The sequence below is a fragment of the Sphaerisporangium flaviroseum genome, from assembly GCF_039537005.1.
Classification (GTDB): Bacteria; Actinomycetota; Actinomycetes; order Streptosporangiales; family Streptosporangiaceae; genus Sphaerisporangium; species Sphaerisporangium flaviroseum.
The window spans coordinates 879,302-897,089 of record NZ_BAAAZR010000002.1; the positions used below are offsets into that span (position 1 = coordinate 879,302).

A 17,788-nucleotide genomic window follows, 5' to 3' on the forward strand; every position below is an offset into this window, starting at 1 on the left:
TCACCGGATCATCCAGGGACGATCACGGTGATCGACGACATCGTGTGGCGGAAGCCGAGGCGTTCGTACACGCGCCGTGCCGGGTTGCCGTCGCTGACGGCGAGGCCGAGCGCGGGCAGGCCGTGCAGGGTGGCCAGGGCCAGGGCGCGGCGCAGCATCACGGAGCCGAGGCCGGCGAACTCGGGGCTCGGGTCGCGGAAGACGTCCAGGACCCACGGGCCGCCGAAGGGCAGATCGCCGTGGAGCTCGCCGACCAGGACCCCGGCCACCACGCGCTCGCCCCGCAGGAGCAGGCCGCCGCAGGGCAGCATCGGCCCGTACGACGTGCCGGCGAGCATCGGCGCGAGGTCGAGTTCCAGCGCGGCGGTGTCGTCGGTGGCGTGGTGGTCCGGATGGCCGGGCGGGTAGGCGCTGCGCCACACGGGGAAGACCTCGGCGGCGGGCACCGCGTCACAGGCCACCACGCCGTAGCCCGTCTCGGCCCACTGCGGAGGCGCGGGCTCGGCGCGCAGGTCGCGCGAGTAGGTGTGCGCGTGCCGTAGCCGCTTCGCGCCGGCCGCGAGCAGGCTCCGGCCGAGCGCCTCGTCACCCGAGACGACCCAGCCCGGCAGCTCGCGGAGGATGACCTCCACGGCGCCTGGTCCGAGAACCTGCGCGAGGTCGGCGTACGGGCGTCCGTCACGGGTGCCCTCGACATAGCTGAGCACCGGACGGCCCACGCGATCGGTGATCGTCTGACGGCTGAGAGTCTCCACGTTGTGAAACGGTAGAGTGGGCCGGCAGCGTCTGGCCACTAGTTTTCGGGTGGTTTGCGGACATATGTGGGACTTTGTCGGGATTGTCCGTATAAGTATTACCCTCAGGTAGCACAACGCCAAGTGAACCGAAATTCTGTAACGTTCTGGTACCAGCGGGGCTGCGGAGGCGCTAGTGTGATCGCGCGCGCAAATGTCCCGATAGATCCCGGTAGGCACCCAGCGGCACGTTGTCCGGTTTATGCCGGTACCGCGTTATCTGGCGGAGGACGGGATGAATCAAACGCGACATCGACGAGCTCCGCAACGGTCTCGATCACGGGCCCCAATCGTGGTCGGACTGTTCACGTCCACGTCGCTCCTCGCGGGAACCGCTCTCCTCGGAGCATCGGTCCTCGCGTCGGTACAACAGTTTTTGATCTTCTACTCGGGGGTGTTCACTCTCCTTGGACTGACTGGAACGGTGGTCGTCGGACTGGCCGCCACCGATCGAATAATCCTCGCGGTACGGCACCGCGTGTTCATGCAGGGACTGCATCGTGCCTTCTCCGTCTTCGCCGTCGGTTTCCTGATCACGCACGTCATCCTGCAGATATTCAGAGGGCGAGTGGTCACGGCGGACGTGTTCCTGCCGTTCGGCGACGCCGGCTTCGCGGTCGGCCTCGGCACCATCGCCTCCGATCTGATGATCCTGGTGGCGGCCTCGGGCGCCTTCCGCGGGCGGTTCGTGGGCATCAAGTGGCCGTGGCTGTGGCGAGTGATACACGTCCTCGCCTACGTCTCCTGGCCCGTCGCCATCGTGCACGGGCTGACCGCGGGCCGCCCCGCGGGCGACTGGGTGACCATGTGTTACGTCGGCTCGCTCGTAGGAGTCTCGCTGGTCGTGCTTGTAAGGCTGGTCGTGACCGTCGGGCCCAAGGACGGTCCCGCCGTCGTCCGCCCTGCGAACATCGGGCGGAAGGCGGAGCAGATCCGCGTCGACGACGTGTTCGACGAGGAGTTCTGGGTCACATTGCGAAAGGAGGTACGGCGATGACCACCTACGGCGTCCAGGACGTGTTCCGCATCGGGCCGGGTCGCCTGACCGCGGGCCTCGACAGCTCGCCGCGCCTCGACTACGACACCCACCGGCGGGTGCACGGTCACATGCCCCGGCTGCCGATCGACGACCTGATCGCGCTGGCCGAGCTCGGTGACCTGCGCGGCCGGGGCGGCGCGGCCTTCCCCTTCGCCCGCAAGCTGAGGGCCGTGATCGACTCGGCGGGCCGGCGCGGGGCGCCCATCACGGTGGTGGTCAACGCCACCGAGGGCGAGCCCGCGGCCCACAAGGACAAGGTGCTGCTCACGCGGGCACCGCACCTGATCCTCGACGGCGCCGACCTGGTGGCGCGTGCGCTCTCGGCCGTGGAGATCGTCGTGGGCGTGGCCCACGGCGGCCCCGGTGAGCGCTCGCTGCTCAACGCCATCCACGAGCGCGGCATGACGGACACCGTACGGGTGGTCCGCATGCCCGACCGCTTCATCTCCGGCGAGGGAGGGGCGCTGGTGCGAGGCATCAACGGCGAGCGCCCCATTCCGCCCGGCAGGAAGGTCCGCTCCAGCGACAGCGGCGTGGGCGGGATGCCCACCATGCTGTCGAACGCCGAGACCTACGCCCAACTCGCCCTGATGGCCATGCTGGGCGTCGACATGTACTCCTCGGTCGGCCTGCCGTCCGAACCGGGAACGGTGCTGCTGAGCGTCACCGGCGCCGCAAGGCGCCCCGCGGTCGTGGAGACCCCCACCGGGGTCCGGCTCCGCGAGGTGCTGGACCTGTGCGACGCCACGGTGGGCCAGGGTGTGCTGCTCGGCGGCTACCACGGCAAGTGGATGACCCCTGAGGCGGCGGAGCGGGTGGAGGTGTCCCGCGCCGGGTTCGAGGCGATGGGCGGAGCGCTCGGCGCCGGCATCGTCGTGCCGCTCGGCTGGGAGACCTGCCCGCTCGGCGAGACGGCCAGGGTCGCGAGGTACATGGCAGGCCAGAGCGCCGGCCAGTGCGGGCCGTGCTACATGGGCCTGCCCGACCTGGCGCAGACGTTCGGCGCGCTCGCCGACGGCAACGGGCACATCGAGGCGGTGCAGCGTGCCGCCGCGACGATGAGAGGGCGGGGCGCCTGCGGCCACCCCGACGGCACCGCCCGTTTCGTGCTGTCGGCCATCGACGTCTTCGCCGAGGACATCATGACGCACGCGGCGTACGGCACCTGCGGGCTGCCGGTCCGCGGCGTGCTGCCGCTGCCGGCCGAGCCCGGGTCCCGTGCCGCCGAGGCGCAGCTCATCCTCGACTGGTCACGGTGCGAGGGCCATGGCCTGTGCTCCCTGGTGATACCCGAGCTGATCAGGCTCGACCAGCACGGCTACCCGGTGGTCAGCACCGCGTCCGTGCCGAACCGGCTCGAGGGCGACGCGCGCAGGGCGATCGAGATGTGCCCCGCGCTCGCGCTCCGGCTCACCCCCGCGCCCACCGAGAGCAGGCGGTAGCACATCGAAGGAACTCCCCGTCCCCGTTCACGGCCCCGGGCTGGCCCGGCGGCCGGGTCCGGCGTCGCCGCCGCCCGGACGGGCGCGGTATGCCGATGGTCGAGGCCAGGCATCGTCGCCTGGCCTGGCCCCCGCGTTCCCGTTGCCCTTGGTCAGGCGACGGGGATGGCAAGCAGGCGGACCCCGTCGTCCCTGCGTACCTCGAAATGGTCGATCTCGGTCTTGGCCAGCGCCGTGCCGCCCGTCAGCCGCAGCGGATCGGGAAACCCGGGAACGCCGAACCCCTTCCCGGGCGGCACCCGCCAGCCGGACACCACGTCGGTGTCCCCGGAGTGCGATACGGCGATCAGGCTGCAGCGCTCGGGCCCGGTGACCCCGCTGAGCTGGAAGGCCACCTCGGTGCCCCACCCCTTGGCGACCAGGCCCACCGAACCGCTCACCCCGGTGTCGGGGCTGGTGCCCTCCCGGACGTCCGGCTTGGTGGAGCCGTCCGGAGGAGCGGCGACGATCGTGGCAGAGGTTCCGCGTGGCCACACCAGCTGGGCCGTGGCCGTGCCGGTGATGCCGATGACCAGGGCCGCGGCGACGCCGAGCCACATGGCCCGCCGGCGCCGCCCGCGGGCCTCGGCCAGATCGTCGTGCCTGTCGGCCCGATGGTCGACCCGCCGATGGCTCGGAACGGGGGACCGCTGGCGCGGATGAGGTGACCACAGGTCCTTGGCCACGCCGTTGTGGGGGGAGCCGTTCACAGCGCCGCGTGACGCGCCGTTCGTCCCGTACCCCGTCCCGTATCCCGTGCCGTTCACCGTGCCCCGGGCCGCGCCGTTCACCGTCCCCTTCATGCCACGCTTGATCACGTCCAGCGCGTCTGGCAGCTCGTACATGTCCATTAGCTCGTCCTGGCAGCTCGCGCAGTCGAGCAGGTGGCGATCGAACGCCTCGGAGTCCTCCTTGTTGAGGGCTCCGAGGATGTACGCGGCCACCTCGACGTGAGGGGGTGAATCCATGAGACCGGTCACCCCCTCTCCTTCATCGTCTTCTGGAGGGCGCGAAGCGCGTAGTACACCCGGGACTTGACCGTCCCGGGCGGAACTCCCAGCACTTCTGCCGCTTCATTGATCGTACGGTCGTGGAGGTAGGTCTGCACGAGCGCTTCCCGGTGTTCTTCCGAGAGGCTGTACAAGGCCTCCGATACCACCATCGCCGACAGCATCGGCTCAGACCCGTCGGGTATGGCGACGCTGTCGAGCCTGTCAGGTTCGACCTCTTGCGGGCGCACGGAGCGCTGACGATGGGTGTCGATGACGATCCTGCGGGCGACGGTCATCAACCACGCCCACAGGAGGCCAGGCTCCCGGTTCAGCTTGCCCGCGTTCCGCCATGCGCGGAAGACCGTCTCTTGTACGACATCCTCTGCCCATTGCTGGTCGCCTCCAGTCAATCTGCGCACATTGCGAAGGAGTGGGCCGCCGAACTCGCGGTAGAGCGTTGTGACCAGCTGCTCTTCGGAGTCGTCGTGCGATTCCTCCGGTAGGGACCGGACGCTGCGATGACGCTGCACAGGCACATGGTGGCAGTGGATCAGGCGTCGCGTGGGCAAATCGGGCAACTTCCGTAAAGATTCGAAAATCTCGTCACATCGGTTGAACCGTCGAAGCGGTGCTGCCGTACCTCCCCGTGCAAGCGCGCCGGGAGGATCCGGGACATGAAAGGAAAGAGAGCATTCGGTGAGCCGTCTTCAACTCAAGTCCATGCGGATCGTCGAGGTCATCGCGGCGCTCGGCTTCCTGGTCATCGCCACTATCACGGTCTTCACGATCGCCCCCAACGCCTTCACCGCGGCGATCGGAGCGTCCCCCAGCGACTGGAGCGACACCGATTCCGGCCCCCTCGGACCCGCTGACCGGGACTTCCTCGTCAAGGTCCGCCAGGCCGGTCTGTGGGAGATCCCGACCGGGCAGCAGGCGCAGCAGCGCGCCGGCAGCAACCGGGTCAAAGAGGTCGGCCGGCATCTGATCGAGGACCACACCAAGCTGGACGCCCAGGTACTGGCTCTCGCCGCCAAGTTGAGCGTCGAGCTGCCCAGCACGCCGAACCCCGACCAGCAGGGGTGGATGGCCGAGCTGTCCACCAAGACGGGTCAGGAATACGACAAGACCTTCGCCGACCGCCTTCGCGCGGCCCACGGCAAGGTCTTCACGGCGGTCGCCGCGGTCCGCGCCGGCACCAAGAACGCCGAGATCCGCTCCTTCGCGCAGGTCGCGGTCGATGTGGTGATGAAGCACATGACGCTTCTCGAGAGCACCGGCAGAGTCGATTTCGCCGCCCTGCCCACGCCCCCGCCTCCCTCCCCTAACCCCTCCAAATAGGGGACGAAGCCGCAAAACGCCATCTGCTCCACCAGCCATCGCTCTCGACCGCGACCGGCGCCGCCGAACCCCCGGAGCCGGCGGCCGATCGGCGGGGGATCCACCTCCCTCTCACCGATCGGCCGCCTCGGGGTTTCCGCCTCACCCCGGTCCGTAGACGTCCCAGAGCTGACCGACGAAGAACCTCCCGAACCGGGCCAGCGCGGCGATTCCGTGCGGGCCCTCCGGGTCGAAGCTCTTCAGGGTCGCGGCGAGGTCCATGGGCTGGATGTGCAGCGTCCCCGCGCCGGCCACCGTCGCCTCGTCGTCCTCGCCCTCCGGTACGTGACCCTCGAACAATCGTGTGTACAGGGTCGAGGTGTCGAGCCACAGCCGCGTGGCGGGCCCGTGATGAACGTCCTTCCAGCCGGACAGGGTGCGAGGCCGGTCCTGGGTGTCGGTGAACCACAGCCGGTAACGCATCTCACGCCGGTCCGGCGTGTCGCCGGGCGCGAAGAGGTTGAACCAACCCCGTTCGATCGGCCGCCGGCCCCCGCAGACGGCGGCGTCCACCCATCCCTCCGCCCGGGCGAGATGCTCGGGCTCCGCCAGGAAGCGGTCGACGTCGTCGACGCGGATGGTGAGCCGGAACGAGAACCGGTCGCCATGCGACCGTCCGGCCATGTCACCAGATCGAGGATCGTTTCCCCCAAGGGCGATGAATCCGCTCATCTCCTCGGTGAACGACAGCGATGTACGTTCGGCGGGATCGGCCGCCGCGAGGCTGGTCGCCTTCTCGGACGGGTCAGCCGCCACCCGCCCGGTTCCCACGGTCATGCGCGTCTGTCCTTCTTTCCTGTGCCGGATTCCCACGGGCCTCTGTTCGAGCAGCCGGGTGCACATGCGGTCGGCCAGCGCCGCGATGGTCAGCGACGGGTTGGCCCCCACCGGACCCGGCAGCGCGGCGCCGTCGGCGATGAACAGCCCGGGGTGGTCGAAGACCTCGCCGAAGGCGTCGCAGACTCCCTCGCCGGGGTGACGGCCCATCGGCACGCCGCCGAGGGGGTGAACCGTGATGATGCGCTTTCCGAGCCAGGACGGCATGCCGGAATGCTCGGCCCCGAGCACGTCGGAGATGCGCCGCATGGTCGCGCGGATGCGCTGGAAGTGCTCCTCGCTGGCCTCGGAGTTCCACTGGACGTCCAGCCTGCCGTCACGCAGCCGCAGTTCCCCATCAGGGACGTCCCTGCCCATGCCGAGCAGGGGGAGTGAGCTGCCAGAGAGCTCGCCGTCACCGACCAGGTCGGCGATCTCGGCGGACAGGTTGGTGTCGCCGGTGACCAGCGCGCGCAGCCGGTCCGCGATGAAGCGGGCGGCGCGCCGGATCTCGCTCCCCACGTCGGCGCCCTCGACCAGCCAGTCGATGAAAGCGGGGTAGCCGCCATCTTGGATGTAGGCGCCCCGGCCGGTCTCACGGGTGCCGTCCACATCGTCGGCCAGGCGGATCGCGCTGGTGATGACCGGCCCCCGGCTGGCGTTGATGGGGCGGGTGCGGCTGCGGTCCTTGGCCCGCAGCAGGAACGTGAGCAGGTCGCCGTTGCCCGAGAACCGCGTGCCGAGCGTGCCGCTCAGCCCGGGAAGGTTCGCGCGGCTGCGCAGCAGGAGGTAGGTCGTGCCGTACGTGCCCGCGGCGAGCACCAGCCGGTCACAGCTGATGGTCAGCGGCTCGGTGGCCGGGTGGTGCCGGACGTAGCTCACCTCGTAGCCGCCGCCCTCGCGCGGCCGGATCGCCCGGACCTCGTGGAGGGTGCGCAGGTCGGCCCCGTGGTGACGGGCCGCGGACAGGTAGGTGTGGTCGAGGCTGTTCTTCGCCCCGTCGTTGCAGCCGATGTCGCACTCGCCGCACAGCCGGCAGGTCCTGCGCGGCACGCCGTGCAGGTTGCCGTACCCGGTGTCCACGATGGGCAGCCCGAGCCCGGGCTCGGCGCCCCGCATCGGAGCGAAGCTGATGGCCAGTGGCGGCAGCCGCCAGTCGAGCCCCAGCTCGGCGGCGGCGTCCTGCATGGCCCTGGTCTTCGGGGTGTCGGAGTAGACGGGGTGGTCGAGGGGATACGGGGTCGCGCCGATCATCTCCTCGACGGCGTCGTAGTGCGGGTCGAGCTCGGACCGGGTCACCGGCCACGACTCGTACCCGCCCGCGGCCAGCGGCTCCTCGTGCACGAACCAGCGCTCGTCCTTGCGGAGCATCACGTTGGCGTAGATCAGCGAGCCGCCGCCCAGGCCGCTGGAGACCACCGAGTCGCAGCCGCCGAAGCTCCATACGTCGTAGATGCCGTAGTGCCCCTCGGCGGGGTCCCAGAAGGCCTTGCCCATTTCGGCGGGGGTGCGCGGGAACATGCCGGGCGCGTAGGCACGGCCGCGCTCCAGCACCGCCACCGACAGCCCTTCCGCGGCCAGGCGGTAGGCCGCGACGGACCCGCCGAAGCCCGATCCCACGACCACGGCGTCCACGTGTTCTGTGCTCCCGGTTCGCCGGGTCGCCCTCGCTGTGTTCATCGGGTCGTTCAGCCCGTGTGGCGCTTGAGGAAGTCGAGGATGCGCGGGAACACGTCCACGTGCGCGTTCTTCCCGATGAGCGGGTCGATGTGCCCGTACCCGGGCAGGACACACAGCTCGTGACGGTCCGGCGCGCGACGGGAGAGGATCTTGTGGCAGACGATGTTGGAGTCGGTGAACACGTCGTTGTGGTCGCCGGTCAGGAACAGCACGGGCGTCTCGACGCGCTCGGCGTCCGCCAGGTAGTCGTCCGGAAGGCCGGCAAGCGCCGGGTTGTCCGGGTCGCACTTCACGGCACGCCCGGCCCGCACCATCTTGCTGATGTGCCGGTAGTAGTTGATGTCGGCCGCGCCGTTCAGGTCGGCGAGCCGCTCATGGACGTGCGTCGCCGGCGCGAGGTTGCCGTGACGGTACATGGCCGGGCGGCCGCTGCCCCACATGAAGCTCTGCATGTGACAGGCGGGCTCGCGGCACTCGGGATGGAACAGCGAGACCGCCCGGGAGAACAGCCACCGGCGGCTCAGCGGCGGAGCGTTGTTGAACCGCGGGTCGATGTAACACAGCCCGAGGCCGTACTCGAGGAGCGTCGGGCCGAAGCTCAGCTTGACGCGGGCCCAGGCGGGGACCCGCGGGGTCAGCCCCACGCTGTTCGCGACCATGCTGGTGACACCCTCGACGGCTCCGCCGAACAGGCTCATCTGGAACGACACCGACCCCAGGCAGTGCGCTATGACGTGGATCCGCCGTGCCCCAACGTGACGGCGGAGTTCACTCATGGCTGCCGGGTGGTCGAAGGCGGCGATGTCGTCCAGGGTCTGCCGGCGGGTCTCCATGTTGTACGGAAACCGGTTGCTCATCCGGAAGTCGAGTGTCCAGACGTCGCCGAAACCGTTGTCCAGCAGGAAGCTCACCAGGTTGCGGTGCTCGGGCATGATGAACATGTCGCTGGAGGACGTCAGCCCGTGGACCAGCAGCACGACGTCGTCGGACTCCTCGGCGAGGAACCTCGTCAGCGTCAGGCCGAGCTCGTCCTCGGTCGAGAAAGGATGCACCGACACCTCGGCGCCCGACACGCCCTCGAGCGTGTACCGCGGTATGCGGTGCTCCATCTGACCGTCCTCCTGGTCGTGACCCGGTCCAACAATGCCAACCGCCCGGCACGTACGGCATCGTGGAAACCCCGTACATGCAGCCGATGGCCCCTGTTTCCAGCGAGTTGTTCCGTAGGTTGGACCCCGATTCAGGGCTTTTGGTTGAGTTTCGTGGCCACGCCGACCCGCGAGCCGACGCCGAGCTTGGCGAAGACGTGGGACAGGTGGGTCTCGACGGTGCGGACGCTGAGGAAGAGCTGCTCGGCGATGAGCTGGTTGGTGAGCCCTGCGGCGACCAGCGTGGCGATCTCCAGTTCCCGGGGCGAGAGCCCGTACGGCGCGCCGCCCTGGCCCGCGGGCCCCGGAGCCGAGACCCGCACGCCGAGGCGGCGCTGCTCCCGTACCGCCTGGGCCTCCAGCCCGCGTGCGCCGCACGTGCGGAACACCTCGGTCGCGTCGCGCAGCCGCTCACGTGCCAGGCGGCGCTCGCCCGCCTCGCCGTAGGCGAGCCCCGCCGTCAGCAGCGCACGCCCGGCGTCGATGCGGCGCTCGCCGGCGGTGAGCAGGACGGCGGCCTCCTCGCCCTGGGCCGCCGCCACGGCGGGATCGGTGGGACGGAGCGCGTGGGCGCGGGCGAGCGGGATCAGGCCGGAGAACACCGGCAGGTGCGGGTGGGCGAGGGCCGCGGCCCGCTCGGCCCAGCGAGCCGCGTCCGGGGGACGGCCCCGGGCGGCATCGGCGTAGGCCAGCAGCTCGCAGCTCGCGAGCAGCGTGCCCCGGTCCAGGCGGGGATTGCCGAATCCGTCGCAGGCGTCGAGCACGGCCTCGGCCCCCTCGCCGAGCCGGCCGGCGGCGATCAGCGCCACGCCGCGGGCGTGTCGTGCCATGTCGCCCCACACCTCGTCGCCGCCGACGCCGACCTGGATGGCCTCCTCGCCGGCGCGCAGACCGGCGTCGTGGTCGCCCGACCAGGCGGAGGCCAGGCAGAGCTGGGTCAGGGCGAAGACGAGCTGCTGCCCCGACTCCAGCAGCCGGGCTCCCTCGACCGACTCCTCGACGGTGGCCAGCGCCTCGGGAAGCCTGCCGAGCACGACGAGCGTCCGCGCGGTGCCGGCGAGCAGGTTGGTCAGGATGTAGGTCTGCCCGGTCGAGCGGGCGACGGCGGCGGCGCGTTCGAAGTGCCGCAGCGCCACCGAGTGACGTCCCATGTTGGTCTCGGCCCAGCACAGCCACGCCACCGCGTCCAGCCACTCGGCCAGGTGCTCGTCCAGGGCCGTGGTGATGAGCCGGTCGGCGGCGTCCGCGCTGCGCAGCGCCTCGGCCATCTTCCCGGCCGCGTAGGCGGGCATCGGCCGCAACGCGGCCACGGCCATGGCCAGGTCGGGTTCCCAATCGTCGTCGTCGTCCGGCATCAGGTCGAGCACGGCCTGCGCGGCGCGGAAGTCGACCCGCATCATGCTCTCGGCGACCAGTCTCATACGCAGCGGGATCGCGGCGGCGGCCCGGGGGTCGGGCATCCGGCGCAGCTCGTCCAGCAGCAGGGCCCGCGCTTCGTGTGGCCGGTCGAGCTGGCGTTCCATCAGCGCGCAGATGCGCGCGGCCCTGGCCCGCCGCGTGTGGTCGGTCTCGGGAAGCAGGCGCAGCAGCTCGCGGGCGGCGTCGCGGCCCTCGGCGAGCCGGCCGCTGACCCCCTGGGCCCGGCTGAGCTCCATGAGCAGCTCCAGCCGGTCCTCCAGCGTGCCGGGATCCTCGGGCATCAGGTCGAGGGCTTTGCGCAGCCAGTGTGCGCAGGTCACCGGCGCCTGCGCGGCGACCGTGCGTGCCGCCTCCACCAGGGTGGCGATGGCCCGCTGGTCGCCGAAGGAGCCGGACCGCTCGAAATGGTGGGCCTGCACCGTGGCCGGCGCGCCGAGGGTCGCCAGATGGGCGGCCAGCCGGGCGTGCGCGGCGAGCTGCCAGCCGGCCGCCGAGGACTCGTAGGCGGCCCGCCGGACCAGGGGATGGCGGAACCGGAACCGTCCCGCGGCGGCGGGGCGGACGATGTCGCGGGCCACCAGCTCATCCAGGGCCTCCAGCGCCGTGGTCTCGGAGACCTGCGCGGTGACGGCGGCCAGCGCCGGCTCGAACTCGTCGGCGGTCACCGCCGCCGCCTGGGCGACCAGCAGCGACCCGGGGGACAGGTCGCCCAGCTCGACCTGGAGCGCGGCACGCACGGTCGGCGGCAGCTCGCTGACCTCCAGGCGGCCCATGCGGGCGAGCGCCTCCAGGTAGAACGGGTTGCCGCCGCTCGCCTCGTACAGCGCACGGCCTCGGGTGCGGTTGACCCTCGGCCCGAGGAACTGCTCGACCTCGGCCTGGTTGAGCGGGCCGACCGTGACCTGGCGTCCGTGACCGCCCGCGCTCATGATGAGGGAGGCCAGGCGCGGGCTGACCTGGGCGGGACGGTAGGCCACCACCACCAGGACCTTCCCGCGCGGCGGGTGGCGGACCAGATGGTCGAGGAACTCGGCGGAGCTGTCGTCGGCCCAGTGCACGTCATCCAGGATGAGCGCGAGCCCGGCCGGGGCGGCCAGCTCGTCGATGAGCTGTCGCAGCGCCCGGTACAGCCGGTAGCGGACCATGCCGCTCTGGTCGGCGCCCTCCGGCTCCTCGGTGGCGTCGGGCACCTCCGGCATCTTGGCCGCCAGCGCCGGGAAGACGGCGGCGAGCTGCCTGGCCTGGCCGGTGCCGAGGCGCTCGGTCAGCTCGTCGCGCCGCGCCTCTAAGTGGTCGTCCAGGGCGTCGATCAGCGCGCTGAACGGCATGATCTGCTCGAACTCCGCCGCCCTGCCCCACAGCGTGGTGAGCCCGCGGCCCTCCGCGAGCTCGGCCAGCTCGGCCAGCAGCCGCGTCTTGCCGGCTCCCGGCTCGCCGACGACCGCCAGGAACTGGAACCCGGCGGTGAACGTGGCCTCGACCGTGTGGGCGAAGGCGGCCAGCTCGGCTCCGCGGCCGACCAGCGGCACCCCGCCGGTGAGGGCCGTCTCGGCACCCTCGCCGAATGGCAGAGTCTCACGACTGCTCATGTCTGTACCCCACAGCGAGACGGAACACCACGAACAGCCGCGCCGCAATCCAATTCCGCAAGGGACTTGACGCGGGACTCCGGAGGGGTCGCGATGTTCACGGTCGAGGGCTCACCACGCGGACACCCTCGGGGAATGATTTTGTCGTAAAACAAGCTGGTGGCGAGCGGATCAACCCGATCAAACCTTTTCGGGTCAATCTGCGCGTGATATGTCGTGATCGGTTACGCTTTTGTAGCGTTTTGGCCTCCTGCGCTCCCGGGCCACGAGCCGGCGGCGTCCCCGGGTGCGCGGTCGAGGGAACGCAGGCCGTTCACGGCGATGTCGACGCTTCTGCGCACCGCGTCCCACGTCACCATGGGAGGGTCGTCTCGCTCCCTGCTGGTGATGGCCGCCATCTTCACCGCTCCCACGAACATGCCGACGGCGGCCGCCGCCTCGATGGGGTCGAGCTCACCGGGATACGCCCGGCGCAGTCCCTGGGCCAGCTCCCGCTGGACGTCGAACAGCAGGTGCAGCGCGCGAGCCTGGAGCGCGGGGACTGACATGATCAGATTCGTGCGAGCCGAGCTCATCTCCAGGGCGGGCTCGGAGCCATCGGCGTCGTCGAGGGTGAAGGCCAGCGTGGTCTCCGCGACCCGGAGCAGGAGCTCGACCACGGGCTCCCCGGGACGCCGGTCGGCGATGACCGCGAGGGCGTGGTCGACGCGCGATCGCGTGTCGAAGAACACCACGTCTTCCTTGCTCGCGAAGTAGCTGAAGAACGTGCGCGTCGAGACGTCGACGTCCGCGGCTATCTCGGCGACGGTCGTCTCCTCGAACCCATTCTCCTGGAAGAGGCGCAGGGCGGCCTCGATCAGCGCCCGGCGTGTGCGCAGCTTCTTGCGTTCCCTCAGACCTGGAGCAGCGCCCATGGGGGAACTTTACTACATCAGATGTCTACTTTCATCCATTGCAATTTCACAGTGGGTACTGTTTTCTATGACTTGCAGGAGGAACGACAAGTTGCGACGGCTGTCAACTCCAAGGAGCGTGTCATGCCCAAAGCCCTGCCCGATCCGGTCACCCTCCCGATCTCCCGGGAGAACCTCGTCGATCCGCCTGACGACCTCCGGCGATGGCGTGAGGAGGGCCCCATCAGGCCGATGCTCTTCGCCGACGGTCACGTGGGCTGGCTGGCGACCGGCTACACCGCCGTGCGCGCGGTGCTCGCGGACCCCCGCTTCAGCACCCGTTCTGAGACGCTGCACCCGCCGATCGGCCAGCGGCTGTCGCAACAGGCGCTGACCAGGCTCCCGGGGTTCTTCCTGCGGGAGGACCCGCCCGAGCACACCCGCTTCCGGCGCCTGCTCACCGGCCAGTTCACCGTCCGGCGCATGAAGGAGCTGGAGCCGAGGATCGAGAAGATCACCTCCGACCGGCTGGCGGCCATGGAGCGGATCGGGCCGCCGGCCGACCTCGTGGAGGCCTTCGCGCTGCCCATCCCCTCGCTGGTGATCTGCGAGCTGCTGGGCGTGCCGTACGACGACCACACCATGTTCCAGCGCGAGTCGGCCGCCATGCTGAATCTGGACTCGACCCTGGCGGAGATGCAGGCGGCCCTGGAGGGCCTGGTGGACTACCTCCACAAGCTGGTGGTCAGCAAGCGCACCGACCCGGACGACGGCCTGATCAGCGGCCTGGTCTCCACCGGACAGCTCACCGACGAGGAGATCACCGGCGCGGCGGTGCTCCTGCTCATCGCCGGCCACGAGACCACCGCGAACATGCTGGCCTTCGGCACGTACGTGTTGCTGAACAACCCCTCGCAGCTCGCCGCGCTGCGGGACGATCCGTCGCTGGCCGAGGCCGCCGTCGAGGAGCTCCTGCGTTACCTCAGCATCGTCCACATCGGCCCGGTCAGGACCGCCACCGAGGACGCCGAGGTGGAGGGACAGCTGATCAGGGCCGGCGAGTCGGTGACGCTGTCGCTCAGCGCGGCCAACCGCGATCCGGAGCGCTTCGAGGACCCCGACACGCTCGACATCACCCGGCACGCCATGGGGCACGTCTCCTTCGGCCACGGCATCCACCAGTGTCTCGGCCAGCAGCTCGCCCGCATCGAGATGCGCATCGCGTATCCGGCCCTCTTCCAGTGCTTCCCGGATCTGCGTCTCGCCATCCCGGCCGATAAGGTGTCGATGCGGTCGAACATGGCTATCTACGGTGTCCACCGGTTGCCGGTGACCTGGTAGGAGGTACTCCGGTCAATGCTGGTCAACGCGGACAGGGAGATATGCATCGGAGCCGGGATGTGCGTTCTCACGGCTCCGGACGTGTTCGACCAGAGCGAGGAGGACGGGCTCGTGCTGCTGCTCGACCCGGAGCCGTCCGCCGCCGCAGAGGCGGCGGTCCGCCGGGCCGTGCAGGTGTGCCCGTCCGGCGCCCTGTCCATCTCCTGAGGTCCGCCGTCGCGCGCCACGCGGCCGCCCGTCTCGCCGGCGCGGCCACGTGGTGGCGGTGCCTTACGGCTTGGGCGTCGCGTGCTGAGCGGGCGGCATGGAATGTCCCTCGGGCATCGGCTCGCCGGGCGCCATCGTGTGGCCTTCGGGCGCCGGGCCGCCGGACGGTGCCATGTGGCCGCCCATCCTGACGCTGCCGCCGAGCGTCGCGCGGAAGGATTCCAGCATCTCCCGGGTGTTGCCGAGGACGATCCAGCGCGTGCCGATCAGGTAGGCGCCGCCGTAGTCCAGCGCGTCGTCCAGCCACTCCTGCTTGCCCTTCTCCGTCGCGAACGTCGTGACGGAGTACTGGCCCTTCGAGGTCTTGCACATGCCCTGCCGTATATCGGCGGCCTCGACCTGTATCTGCGGCTTCCCGCAGCCGGTCCTGGCCGCGATCTCCTCGACGGTGGCCGGGCCGCCGGTGGCCCCTCGCGCGGCGGCGCACCCGCCAAGGGCCCCGAGCGCGACGACGGCGCCGAGCAGCGCGGCCACCTGCCTGGCGGCGACGTGCTTGGCGGGGCTGGGGCGTCCCATGGTCGTTCTCCCATCCGGCGTGCGTGCGGAAGTCACCGCTTCTCCTGGCGGTACGGGCGGCGCGCCGCTTCGGTTCACCCGATCGGGACGGTCCCTTACGTCACGGGGCGGAGGTCTCGATGTTCCCGCCGACCGACTGGCTGAAGCCCTGCAGCACGCCCGGGTCGTTCCCCGCGATGACCCACCGCGTGCCGACGAGGTAGTTGCCGCCCCACTTCTTGGCCTCCTCCAGCCACTGCGCCTTGCCCTTGTCCGTGGCGAAGGTCGTGACCGTGTACTGGCCCTTGTCCGTCTTGCACACGCCCTGGCGTAGCTCTTCCGCGTCGGTCTGGAGCTGGGGCTTCTTGCAGCCGGTCTTGGTGGCGAGCTGCTTGAGAGTGGCCGGCGGTCCGGGGTTGGCGGCCGCCGCGCCGCCCGCCGCCGCGAGGCCCTGCTTGTCCGAGGTGTCGCCGCCACCGCAGCCGGTGAGGAGCGCGAGGGCCAGGACGGACCCGAGAAGGGCGGTCGCGCGCGTGGCCACGTGCGGGGTGAGGCGTGGGCGTCCCATGGCTGATCTCCGATTCAGTCTTCCTGCAGAAGTCACCGTCAGCGGGTACGCACGGCGCGGGTGTTCGGTTCAGCCTGTGGCGGCCGTGTCGGGTGTGAATAAAAGATTTCGCGAAAGGTCGAACTGTTCCGGTCCGCCCCGCGTACCTCGTGGCGATGGGGCACCAACCAATGCCGCCATGAGCACGTACTCCGGGAGGAGTTCGAATGATCCGAAACAAGTACGGACGGCGGTTCAGGCCCGTCCTGAGTGCCCTTGCCCTGGGTGGGGCGGGGGTCGGTCTCGTCGTGGCGAGCGTGACCCCGGCTGGGCAGGCCGCTAGTACGGACGTGTCGCTCTCGGGCCTCACCGTCAACGCCGCTTACAGCCTTGTGGCCGCCGCGCCGAGTGAAGCGCCCTCGGAGCCGGACACGCCGGCCGAAAATCCCTCCGAGACCCCTGCGCCGGACCGCTCTGAGGACCCGGCCGCGTCGGCCGAGCCCAGCGCCTCCGACAGCCCCGCCGCCCGATCCGCGGCCGTCCGCACGGTGAACTGCCCGTCGGTCGCCGAGAAGCTGCCGGAGATCCCCGCCGCCGCCGACGCGCAGGTCAAGCGTGACCTGACGCAGATCGACCGGCAGATCGCCCAGGCGAACCAGCGGCTCGCCAGGCTCGGGAACCGGGCGTCCAACGCCAGCGTGGTCCGCGCCACGGTGCTGAACCCGCTTCGGTTCCAGCGCTCGTTCACCATCAACCGCATCGCGAACACGCTGCGGCGCGCCGGAGTGCGGGCCGCTCTGCAGGGCCTGACCACGTGCACGGTGCAGAACGGCGCCGGCGGCGGGCAGACACCGGCGCCCAGCCCCACCGGCGACCCGACGGCCTCTCCGTCGCCCACCGGCACCGGGGATCCGACCGCGAACCCCACCGCGAGCCCGACCGGGTCCGGCTCGGCCTCGCCGTCGCCCAGCCCCACGGCGACCGGGGGCGCCAACGGCCCCTCACCTGACGACTTCGTCGACATCCGCAGGGTGCAGCCCAACGTCAACAGGCCGAACAACCAGCAGGGCGCGTCCAGGGGCAGCTTCGTCTCCCGATGCGGCCGCAACGAGAACGGCCACCACAACTCCGACAACGTCATCGTCGCGCCGGGAGTCACCAACGGTGCCCACCACGTGCACGACTATGTGGGCAACCTGGACAACAACGGTTTCTCGACCAATGAGAGTCTCCAGGCGGCAGGCACCACCTGCTCCAACGGCGACAAGTCGACCCACTACTGGCCGGTCCTGCGCCTGCAGAGCGGCAAGGGGCCCGACGCGGACAAGGCGGGCGGCGGCCTGGACGGCAACGTCGGCTCGATCGTCCGTCCCGCGAGCGTCACGCTGACGATGCGGGGCAACCCCACCAGCAAGGTCGTCGGGATGCCGCTCTTCCTGCGCATCATCACCGGTGACGCCAAGTCGTTCACCAACGGCCCGACGAACGCCAACGCCCGGTGGACCTGTACGGGCTTCGAGAACCGCCAGCTCAGGGACAAGTACCCGATCTGCCCGCGCGGCAGCCAGGTCGTACGGCTCCTGCAGTTCCAGAGCTGCTGGGACGGCAACAACATCGACAGTGCCAACCACCGCACCCACGTCGCGTTCGCGGGAGCGGACGGAACGTGTCCGAGCGGGTTCAAGGCCATCCCGGCCCTGGAGCAGCGCATCACCTACAGCGTGCCCCCCGGCCCCGGCTTCGCGCTCGACAGCTTCCCCGAGCAACTCCACAAGCCGGTCACCGACCACGGTGACTTCATCAACGTGATGTCCGACGCGCTGATGAAGCAGGCCGTGGACTGCATCAACAATGGAAGGCGCTGCGGCTGACCCTAGGCCGCCGGGCCGGACAACGCGCGCGTAGAACCT

15 protein-coding genes are annotated in these 17,788 nt (G+C 70.4%); 6 read left to right on the top strand and 9 right to left on the bottom strand.

Translation table 11 applies throughout. The features are described from left to right. Positions 1–8 precede the first annotated feature (8 nt). Positions 9–755: a GNAT family N-acetyltransferase gene (locus tag ABD810_RS10110; protein ID WP_344937159.1), complete on the bottom strand. Its 747-nt coding sequence runs from the start codon at positions 753–755 to the stop codon at positions 9–11. A gap of 463 nt (positions 756–1,218) precedes the next feature. On the opposite strand from ABD810_RS10110, the gene ABD810_RS10115 reads away from it, so the two are divergent. Together ABD810_RS10115 and ABD810_RS10120 are read left to right on the top strand one after the other, a co-directional pair. Continuing rightward, the gene (locus ABD810_RS10115) at positions 1,219–1,791 is read left to right on the top strand and encodes a ferric reductase-like transmembrane domain-containing protein (RefSeq protein WP_344937162.1); all 573 of its coding nucleotides are present in this window, start codon (positions 1,219–1,221) and stop codon (positions 1,789–1,791) included. Further along, the gene (locus ABD810_RS10120) at positions 1,788–3,275 is read left to right on the top strand and encodes an NADH-ubiquinone oxidoreductase-F iron-sulfur binding region domain-containing protein (protein ID WP_344937165.1); all 1,488 of its coding nucleotides are present in this window, start codon (positions 1,788–1,790) and stop codon (positions 3,273–3,275) included. Before ABD810_RS10115 ends, ABD810_RS10120 begins: the two co-directional genes overlap by 4 nt. Positions 3,276–3,427: 152 nt before the next feature. On the opposite strand, the gene ABD810_RS10125 is transcribed toward ABD810_RS10120, so the two are convergent. Both ABD810_RS10125 and ABD810_RS10130 read right to left on the bottom strand, forming a co-directional pair. After that, positions 3,428–4,294 carry an anti-sigma factor family protein gene (locus ABD810_RS10125; protein ID WP_344937167.1) on the bottom strand — a complete coding sequence of 289 codons (867 nt, stop codon included), beginning with the start codon at positions 4,292–4,294 and terminating at the stop codon, positions 3,428–3,430. Then, positions 4,291–4,842: a sigma-70 family RNA polymerase sigma factor gene (locus tag ABD810_RS10130; protein ID WP_344937576.1), complete on the bottom strand. Its 552-nt coding sequence runs from the start codon at positions 4,840–4,842 to the stop codon at positions 4,291–4,293. Before ABD810_RS10130 ends, ABD810_RS10125 begins: the two co-directional genes overlap by 4 nt. A gap of 160 nt (positions 4,843–5,002) precedes the next feature. Between ABD810_RS10130 and ABD810_RS10135 the strand changes: the two genes are divergently transcribed. Then, positions 5,003–5,644: a DUF4142 domain-containing protein gene (locus ABD810_RS10135; RefSeq protein WP_344937170.1), complete on the top strand. Its 642-nt coding sequence runs from the start codon at positions 5,003–5,005 to the stop codon at positions 5,642–5,644. 141 nt (positions 5,645–5,785) lie between these two features. Here the strand turns inward: ABD810_RS10135 and ABD810_RS10140 are convergent, their stop codons facing one another. From ABD810_RS10140 to ABD810_RS10155, 4 genes are all read right to left on the bottom strand, one after another. Next, a complete protein-coding gene (locus ABD810_RS10140; protein WP_344937171.1) occupies positions 5,786–8,134 on the bottom strand; it encodes a GMC oxidoreductase in 2,349 nt (782 codons plus the stop codon). Positions 8,135–8,187: 53 nt separating this feature from the next. Beyond that, entirely contained in the window at positions 8,188–9,288 is a 1,101-nt protein-coding gene (locus ABD810_RS10145) for an alpha/beta hydrolase family protein (protein WP_344937172.1), read from the bottom strand. Between the two features lie 131 nt (positions 9,289–9,419). Then, entirely contained in the window at positions 9,420–12,335 is a 2,916-nt protein-coding gene (locus tag ABD810_RS10150; RefSeq protein ID WP_344937173.1) for an ATP-binding protein, read from the bottom strand. Between the two features lie 224 nt (positions 12,336–12,559). Then, the gene (locus tag ABD810_RS10155; protein WP_344937174.1) at positions 12,560–13,249 is read right to left on the bottom strand and encodes a TetR/AcrR family transcriptional regulator; all 690 of its coding nucleotides are present in this window, start codon (positions 13,247–13,249) and stop codon (positions 12,560–12,562) included. A gap of 123 nt (positions 13,250–13,372) precedes the next feature. Here ABD810_RS10155 and ABD810_RS10160 point away from each other — a divergent pair, with 123 nt between their 5' ends. Next, positions 13,373–14,569 (top strand): cytochrome P450, encoded by a 1,197-nt coding sequence (locus ABD810_RS10160; protein ID WP_344937176.1) that lies wholly within the window; start codon positions 13,373–13,375, stop codon positions 14,567–14,569. Between the two features lie 15 nt (positions 14,570–14,584). Beyond that, a complete protein-coding gene (locus ABD810_RS10165; RefSeq protein WP_344937178.1) occupies positions 14,585–14,776 on the top strand; it encodes a ferredoxin in 192 nt (63 codons plus the stop codon). A gap of 63 nt (positions 14,777–14,839) precedes the next feature. On the opposite strand, the gene ABD810_RS10170 is transcribed toward ABD810_RS10165, so the two are convergent. Beyond that, positions 14,840–15,352: a hypothetical protein gene (locus tag ABD810_RS10170; RefSeq protein WP_344937180.1), complete on the bottom strand. Its 513-nt coding sequence runs from the start codon at positions 15,350–15,352 to the stop codon at positions 14,840–14,842. A gap of 100 nt (positions 15,353–15,452) precedes the next feature. Beyond that, positions 15,453–15,899 (bottom strand): hypothetical protein, encoded by a 447-nt coding sequence (locus ABD810_RS10175; protein ID WP_344937182.1) that lies wholly within the window; start codon positions 15,897–15,899, stop codon positions 15,453–15,455. A 206-nt stretch (positions 15,900–16,105) separates the two neighbouring features. On the opposite strand from ABD810_RS10175, the gene ABD810_RS10180 reads away from it, so the two are divergent. Next, the gene (locus tag ABD810_RS10180) at positions 16,106–17,749 is read left to right on the top strand and encodes a DUF1996 domain-containing protein (protein WP_344937185.1); all 1,644 of its coding nucleotides are present in this window, start codon (positions 16,106–16,108) and stop codon (positions 17,747–17,749) included. The last annotated feature ends 39 nt before the right edge of the window (positions 17,750–17,788 follow it).

Excerpts from the sequence above, each read along its gene's own strand:
- ABD810_RS10120 (WP_344937165.1), top strand. The coding sequence starts at position 1,788 with ATGACCACCTACGGCGTCCAGGACGTGTTCCGCATCGGGCCGGGTCGC.
- ABD810_RS10145 (WP_344937172.1), bottom strand. The coding sequence starts at position 9,288 with ATGGAGCACCGCATACCGCGGTACACGCTCGAGGGCGTGTCGGGCGCC.
- ABD810_RS10150 (WP_344937173.1), bottom strand. The coding sequence starts at position 12,335 with ATGAGCAGTCGTGAGACTCTGCCATTCGGCGAGGGTGCCGAGACGGCC.
- ABD810_RS10155 (WP_344937174.1), bottom strand. The coding sequence starts at position 13,249 with ATGGGCGCTGCTCCAGGTCTGAGGGAACGCAAGAAGCTGCGCACACGC.
- ABD810_RS10160 (WP_344937176.1), top strand. The coding sequence starts at position 13,373 with ATGCCCAAAGCCCTGCCCGATCCGGTCACCCTCCCGATCTCCCGGGAG.
- ABD810_RS10165 (WP_344937178.1), top strand. The coding sequence starts at position 14,585 with ATGCTGGTCAACGCGGACAGGGAGATATGCATCGGAGCCGGGATGTGC.
- ABD810_RS10170 (WP_344937180.1), bottom strand. The coding sequence starts at position 15,352 with ATGGGACGCCCCAGCCCCGCCAAGCACGTCGCCGCCAGGCAGGTGGCC.
- ABD810_RS10175 (WP_344937182.1), bottom strand. The coding sequence starts at position 15,899 with ATGGGACGCCCACGCCTCACCCCGCACGTGGCCACGCGCGCGACCGCC.
- ABD810_RS10180 (WP_344937185.1), top strand. The coding sequence starts at position 16,106 with ATGATCCGAAACAAGTACGGACGGCGGTTCAGGCCCGTCCTGAGTGCC.